Genomic DNA, 7,960 nt, shown 5'->3' on the forward strand with positions numbered 1-7,960 from the left:
ACCTCTCTGTATAATAAGATTTTTACTAACCTGCCAGTCAGTAGTCTTATTGTACTCTGAGGTATTTTCAATTTTCAACATCCACGCTTTTTATTATACAGGAAGCTCCTGGTTTCGTTTTCCTTAATCTTTCTTTGTCCCGCCAAGAACATTGCCGATTGTATCCGCAATCTTGCCAAGCAGTTCAAATAACAGTTCCCATGAAAAATCCATTGGTATAGCTCCTTTCCTTTAAATTTTGACATAAAAAAAGCAAAGGATTGGTTCGTCCTTTGCTTTCTCATAATTATAATATGTAATTGAAAATTTGAACTTTCTGATTTCTATTAAATAATGCCCCTCGCTTTTAAAATTTCATAGTTAATCGCATCCTCTATATCATTTCTTAACATGCGCATATTAGGATAGACACCTTCCTTGATAGACTTTTCAAATATTTCTAAAATAGAATTATTTTTAATAAGTTCTTGGTCATCATCTTCAATCTGCTTCATTACCTCAATGTAACATTTTTTTGCGATTCTTAATTTATCATTCACACTAATTGGATTAAAAACAACAATTTTAGAAAATCTTGAATAAATTGGCGTACCTAAATATTTTTCTGCTTCTTCTTCAGTTCTATAATTAGTAGTGCATATAATAATACACCTTGAAACGTCGACAGAATAATTTGCATCAACGAAAACTCCTTCATCAAACATTTGATAAAACGCATTATAAAACGCAGGAGATACTTTATCAAACTCATCCAATAAAATGATATTAGATTTACGCCTAATCAATTCACGAGCCAAACTATCCTCCCCATGCTCTGCACCAAATATGTACTGATATGCACTATTAGTTTGCTGCATTGAAAACTGAATTCTAACCATATCAGTACCTAAACAAGAACTAATATATTTTGCGGTTTCTGTTTTTCCAATTCCAGAATCCCCCAAAAACAAAAGTGTAACAGGTCTTTTTCGATTGCTATTTCTTAAAGCATAAATTGAAGCTAATGATTGTTCCATTACATGCGGTTGTCCTATTACAACATCATTAAATCCCTCGGCTATCTTGCGCATATCTTCTACTGTTATCCTTGAATATACAGTCTTATGTTCTTTGATTATTTCCTTTTCAAAATTTTTTACAATGTCTTGATAAATCTTCAATGGAGGATTACAAAGCCACAGATTTTTAATATTGATCTTCAGATTTTTCAAAATATTATTTGAAAACCCAAGAATTACCCATTCTTTAACACTACCATAGTCATCCGTATAAATTAGAAGATTCTCCACCTCCATAGGCTGACTCTGTGATGCAGCTATCCCACGAATATTGACGTCAGTTTCATTAATACGATTAAGAACATCAACCAAATAATTTACTTCTTCCAAACTAGCAGTTGCTTTCTCAAAATCTTTATCTGCTCCCCAATATATTTCTATTCTTTCTATCACTCTTCTAATACCCCTGCCAACACAACATCGTATACATCAGTTCCAGAAATTGTAGTACCCCCTTCAGATACAGAAGCATAATTCACACGTTTAGACAATTTTGTTGTTCCAAACTCAAATTCTTTTTGAACTTGCAAATCGGACTTTTCGATTTTTCCCACATGAATCGCATAGTATGTAAGCTGCATTTTAGGCAAATCAGACATCGTATAGCTATTTCTAAATGCACTTCGATTGAATCTCAAAATAACATCCTTATTCTCAACCGTAGCCACAAATTCATAATAACCACGTCCCCTTTCAATAGCTTCTTCAACTTTAGTTATATCAATTTTCATTGAATTCCCATCACTAGTCTTAAAAGGCAACTCACCATTAATCATGCTCAAAAAAGGAGCAATCAACATAATATGAGAAAAAGAGTTCGCTTCTGGTCTAACAACAATCTTGGGGAATATTTGAATACCCTCACAACGTTTATTCTTTGTTCTACGCTTATCAGAATCCAGTAACGCAATAAAATCTGCCAACAGTGTATTCTCCAAAATGTTTTTAGCAATCCTATCAGATTTTCTCGAAAGTTTTGCATTTGCACCAGCTTCTGCATTAATTGTCACACCACTCAAAAAACTAAAAATTTTTGAAAAACCATTTTTTTCATTTCCTATGCTTCCTTCTATATCCACATTTCCCTCAACTCCAGAATTAACTTCAGTAATAAATTCAGTTGTCTTCTTTAATTCCCCACCCGCAATAATTTGCATAAAATCCGCTACAAACGCCTCGTCAAAATATACTATCTTCAAAAATCTTGAATTATCCATACTCAAACCTCTTCTTCATCTTCAGCATCCATATTCATTTCAAGTTTGTAATAAACATCAATATCGCGAATAATATCATCAATATCTTCTCCAGCTAAATCCGACGTCCATTTCTGTAGTTCGTTAATAGTAATAATATCCTCAATAGCCTTCTTATATCTTTCTTCCAAGACTGCCATTCCACTAGTTCGTATTGAAATATAATGTTCTAAATCATTCAATACACATGTTTTTGTTGTTTTCGTCTTAAGCACAAACGTAATAGGAAAATGCATTACTTTGTCAATATCTAGCAAGTATTTGTCATAGTTATTCACTTCTGTAACTTGAAAAAAACGACCTATAGGACGCATGACAAAATCAATGCCTCCATCATTTGCATTTGTTCGTCCAGTTTTATACAATTGCAACTGAACTTCCGCTATTTTATCCCTTGAATATCCAAAATATACTGTAATATTTTTATAATGATTCTTTAAAATAGCATAACTAATGATTTCAAAAATTCTCGCTTCTGCATCTTCTGTCAATAATTCATTTATCTTTGCTTTTTTTTCGGCATAATCCGTCATCTCTCGCAGTTCTGAAAGAATATTAATTAGTTCGTTATCCTTTTTCATCAACAAGTCAACGTATTTTTCAACAATTTTACAGCACGCCTTACTAATATCATGGTCTTGGACATAAATATAATCTATATGAATTAAATATTTTCCATTGTTAACTATTATTAAGTCATTAGTAACCTCTGCAAATTTGTTTCTGAACTCACCATTAACTCGCGAATTGAGTGCATGGTTTTGCAATTTACTTCCTCCATACATTTTTCGGTAATAAGTAAAAAGGCGCATATAATCATAGCCTTCAAATTTCCTATACAGCACCTTATTTTGATAAAAGTCCTCCTGATAAAAATGCAAAATAGAATAGATTGCATAAATATTGGCTAGACTGCGACGTGTTTTACAATTTCCATGCACAGCTTTCATCTTCTTATCAAGATACTGCAAAAGCTGACTATTATCATAAATTGTTTGAAATTCAACAGGAAATTCCTCTTTCAGTATATCTAAAACAAAACGTTCAGTAATTTTCATTATTTGTCTCCTCTAACATATTTCGATTTAGCATTCGTTTTTCTTATTTTCTCTTTCACCAGAACTTTTCCTCTATATTCAGAGGCAATACCCGTACGTCTAATTCCCATTTCAAAATACTCTTCATTCATATCAATTCCAATTCCAATTCTTCCTAATTTAGTTGCAACCGCAGAGGTTGTAAAAGAGCCCGAAAAAGGATCCAGAACTATCTCCCCAGGATTAGATGATGCTTTAATTATTCGCTCTAACATAGCTTCTGGCTTTTGTGTAGGATGGTTTTCGTATTCCTCCATTTTAAAACGTACTCTGCTAAATGCCCAAACATTGCCAGGTACTTTTTCCGTATTGTATGGTTGTGGAGGGTTTTTTCTATAATCAATTAGTTTCCTCTTTGATCCTGTTTTAGCCTCAACAAGAATATCTTGATAATTAAATGTATACTTTGCCTTAGTGTTTTTGTTTATCATTAAAATAGGTTCATAAAGTGAACCAAACATTTTTTTTGATTGTACTCCCGAACTATCATATGTCCATGCAATTCTACATAATACATTATATTTTTCAGCAGCATATATATCTAAATACGGCATATGCTGAGTTGCTGTCATAATGTACATTGTTCCGTCATCTTTAAGAACTCTCATACACTCATCAATCCATTTTTTACACCAAGAGACATACAACTCAACAGTATCCCAATGATCTATATTATTTCCAAAATTCTTTCCAATATTATACGGTGCATCCGCAAAAATCAAATGAACCGAACTACTTTTCATCTGTTTCAAAACTTCTAGACAATCTCCCAAAATAGCCATAGAATTGTGATTATGGATTTCCTCTAAATTAGTTTTGTCTGTAAAAATACTCTGAAAATCAAAAGCCGAATTTTCCATGGAACTATTAGTATCCTCAGCTTTACTTGCTTCTGCTATCTGTAATTCATTGTTATATAATTCAAATGTCAATTGCTGTGTATTCATTCTTTTCGTTCTCCCTCTATAGTAAACTCCAAAATATCATCCACCTTACAATTTAAAGCACTACAAATTTTTTCAACACTTTCTAATGATACATACTGCTCTCTCCTCATTCGAGTTAATATATTAGCACTAAACCCAGCTTGTTCCATAAGCTCACTAGGAGCAATTCCCTGATCCATTAGCAGATGAAAAAGTTTTTTATATGTGATTGCCATATTTCTAATCTCCTTGTTTATTCCTTAACTATTTTATCACGAATTCGTGAGTTTATCAATTTATTGCTTGGCTTAGTTTATACTAACATGATATTTTTCTACTCAGTTGGTTTAAATATTCGCCAACCCAATACTATATACGACAAAACCCAAAATCATAAGCCGCAAATGCCAGTGGCATTTGCGACCATTCTAAACATCTTCTTTACTGAATATACGCCCTCTTCCAGTCATAAAGACCTAGAATACTGCCAGATATGCCTCAGCTCTCCACAGAGGATCTGGCTCCCACCTAGCCTGGAATGAATGATATGTTCACTCCCGGCTTACTGCCAGGCAGATGTGTAAAATATCCTGGCAGCGCCCAATTCGTATATTTCTCTACATATTCATAATAAAAAATGTATTGCTTGAATAATTAAGAGAATGACTGCAACTCGGCTTCGATCAGAGTCCGTCACCTATATGTTGGTTTGATTTTATTTTTTAATAATCCATTGTCTCATTCTCGATTATCTCGTCTTCGTTTTTCGTTATGTCGTCCTCAGCTTGTTCTGTATCCTCTTCTGAATTTACTTCTAGATATGAATCCTGAATAAGCTCTGCCTGCTGGCAAGGATAATTAGAGAAGACATATACGGTACAATCCTCTCTTAAAAGTCTTGCCCTTCCAATCGCCTGTTCCAGTTCAGATTCTATGAAGAAAAGCTGCAAATTACGCATTTCCTCATCACCATATGTCATCATAGTGTAACTGAACCCTTTTCTTTCTACACGATATTTATGTAAGCTGCCGCTTGTGCTATACCCAAGCATTGCGCCTACGAGCTTATATAAAATTGGGGAATTATGCGGAGTACCGATTACTGCTATATCTAAACCTTTATATGTATTAAATCCCTCAGTTTTGCCAAAATGGATTTCTGAACTTGGAAATAACATTTTGAAGCTGATGATCGGAATATCCTTAATATACTCATCTTGTATCTGATTCACAATGTCCATCATACCATTTTTCTTAAAGAAAGCTCTACTAAGCGGATGTGCCGTGTACTGGATCAATTTTCCTTTATATTCAGCCTTATGTGTTTCTCTGAAATAAACCTTTTTTCCAGAGAAATAATCCCTATATAAAGTCCTGTCCGCAGTTGCAGATAATATTGTCAATTTATTGCTGTCTTGAAAATCATTTTTCCTGATAAAAACAATTTCCTGTTTATCTTTCCGCATAATAACATGGGTACTCTCAAACAGTTTGGGAACTGGTCCTGCAAATTCCTTACGGTGCCAATACAGAATATCTAATGCCTTCTCTGATAAAGGCGTAAAATCAACGCGTAAAGTTTCATTATCTTGCAGTTTTAAGATTTCCCTGAGCTGTTCCTGGTTATCGCCTACTATCAATGGACAATTCAGCATATTTTTCACCGTTGCCACTGGCAAACTGCCTGTCATGTGAAACAGAGTCATAAGCAAATCTTCATCAATGATGATTTCATACTCCTTCATTCGATACAGCTCTTTCATTAAAAAAAGCGCATGTGTAGTAATTATACACCGCGCTCCGCTATAACCTATTTCCTGTTTTTTAAGTACCCAATCAAGCTTCTTTAATTGTTCTGCTGAAAGTTCCTCCTGATGTTCATTTCGATACGCACTTACTATTCGCTTTGCCCGCTTTGCAAATCCCTGGGAAAACGCCCAATCGAGCTCCTCTTTCAAGCCAGGGAACGGTAACTGCGTAGCTTTTGTATATATGCTCTCGGTAATCTCACATTTAACACCTTTAGCTTCTACTCTTTCAGCCAACTCATGTTGCAGCTTGATTGTCGATGCTGCTATAAGAAATTTCTTATCAGTCTGGTTCTTTACAATTTCTGCATATTGTTCTGTTTTACCAAGAGCCGTCTGTGCATTTATAACATGAATATCTAAATCCTTAGCATTTACTGCATTTTCCAGAAATTCTCGGAGATCACCTTCACACTCCTCGATTTCGTAGAAATCTTCAGTGCTTTCCAACTTTCTGATCTTCCGACTAGCTTTTGTATAGAGAGAACTAGCTTTGCACCTATCATAATATGGACACGGTACCTTAGATTTTATACATTGTTCTGGTTTGTATCCTTTAAGGCTCATCCTTTTTAAATCATATTTCCATTTTGGTGTGAGTTTATCCATTTTTTTCATAGTATCCTCAAACAATTGTCTTCCGCCCTTTATATTTATCAAATTAGTTGCAAGAAGGAATTCCAGCTCATGGTGCAAGTCCTTTTCATTTATAAAATCTCGTAGTAAGGCACATAATTTACATAATGAATCGGAGTCAAACGAAGTCAGCATAGGACGTGCTTCACACACTTCTCGTTCTTTCACAGAATCCGCCTTACCACTCTGCTCTTTCCTATATGGCAACATAACTATACCATTGTCTGTAATTTTATCTTCAATTCCATCGGAATTAAATTCAGCGTCATTGAAGATACATATTTCCCCATCAGAAACTTTGATTCCTGATTTTTTACCAAAATTCTTTATATCAGTACTGTAATTTCTCCCCTTGGTCACCCGATAGTAAGTTTCCACTTCTCGCGCAAGTTCTACAACATTGATTCTTGCATCCAGATTTTTTTCTATTACTCCCTTTCCCCCGAGAAACATCCTTCCCAAATTGACACAGGATGAATCTGATTCTGGAAAAACAGCATCCAGCATATAATTAGCTGCTTTCGCAAGCTCCGAATTGCAAATCCAACGGTCCATTAGAAAAACAGCCCGGAAACGATTACATTCTTCACTCCAGCTGAGAGTTTTATATGTAAATAAAAATGGAACTCTGTATTCTTCACAGCGTTTTTTAAATACTTCCATCTCAATCGTACCATCAAAATCCAATACTAAAAATCTCTGTTGCACAAAGCGCTCATCCTTGGTTGCACCATTCACAATAGCTCTGGTAAAGGTACAGCCTTTTTTCCCAACACGTTTTACAATTTCACTTAAATCTAAATCTACTATATTATTACTTACAACATTACTCATCATTCCCATGTGTTTCGTTGCTTCTTCTTTACTTGTATAATAGTTTTTATCAATATTAATAATCATAATAGTTTCTCCTTTTCCTCAGATGATTTTTCTTAATTCAACCACATCTGGTAAACTTTAGAACAATCTGAAGCTTTTGTTAAGCATGGTGTAAAGTTTATTATTGATATATAGTTTTTTTATAAAACTATACACCAATACTTAAAAATGCTTCAAGAAAACTCCTAACACCTCCTCATATAATCAAGTGTTTTTATTGAAAATTCAAGGTTTTTCAACCTTTCATATCTCAGTGAATAAGCCACAGCTATGAGCATTTCAATGTATCAGGTACTGAAA

The 7,960-nt window shown here is 34.2% G+C and carries 6 protein-coding genes; all 6 read right to left on the minus strand.

From position 1 onward, the window contains the following. Window positions 1-326: 326 nt before the first annotated feature. Entirely contained in the window at window positions 327-1,451 is a 1,125-nt protein-coding gene (locus tag ACTQWB_RS18390; RefSeq protein ID WP_441502875.1) for an AAA family ATPase, read from the minus strand. Further along, on the minus strand, window positions 1,448-2,275 hold the full coding sequence (locus tag ACTQWB_RS18395) for a DUF6414 family protein (RefSeq protein ID WP_441502876.1): 828 nt from the start codon (window positions 2,273-2,275) through the stop codon (window positions 1,448-1,450). The genes ACTQWB_RS18390 and ACTQWB_RS18395 overlap by 4 nt, the downstream gene beginning before the upstream one ends. Window positions 2,276-2,277: 2 nt before the next feature. Beyond that, window positions 2,278-3,372 (minus strand): hypothetical protein, encoded by a 1,095-nt coding sequence (locus tag ACTQWB_RS18400; RefSeq protein ID WP_441502877.1) that lies wholly within the window; start codon window positions 3,370-3,372, stop codon window positions 2,278-2,280. Beyond that, window positions 3,372-4,358, minus strand: a complete 987-nt coding sequence (gene yhdJ / locus ACTQWB_RS18405; protein WP_441502878.1) for an adenine-specific DNA-methyltransferase — start codon at window positions 4,356-4,358, stop codon at window positions 3,372-3,374. The genes ACTQWB_RS18400 and yhdJ overlap by 1 nt, the downstream gene beginning before the upstream one ends. Next, window positions 4,355-4,573, minus strand: a complete 219-nt coding sequence (locus ACTQWB_RS18410; RefSeq protein ID WP_441502879.1) for a helix-turn-helix domain-containing protein — start codon at window positions 4,571-4,573, stop codon at window positions 4,355-4,357. Before ACTQWB_RS18410 ends, yhdJ begins: the two co-directional genes overlap by 4 nt. Before the next feature lie 486 nt (window positions 4,574-5,059). Further along, entirely contained in the window at window positions 5,060-7,681 is a 2,622-nt protein-coding gene (locus ACTQWB_RS18415; RefSeq protein ID WP_441502880.1) for a hypothetical protein, read from the minus strand. Between the last annotated feature and the right edge of the window lie 279 nt (window positions 7,682-7,960).

Source organism: Blautia sp. HCP3S3_H10_2, assembly GCF_052122375.1.
Classification (GTDB): Bacteria; Bacillota; Clostridia; order Lachnospirales; family Lachnospiraceae; genus Blautia_A.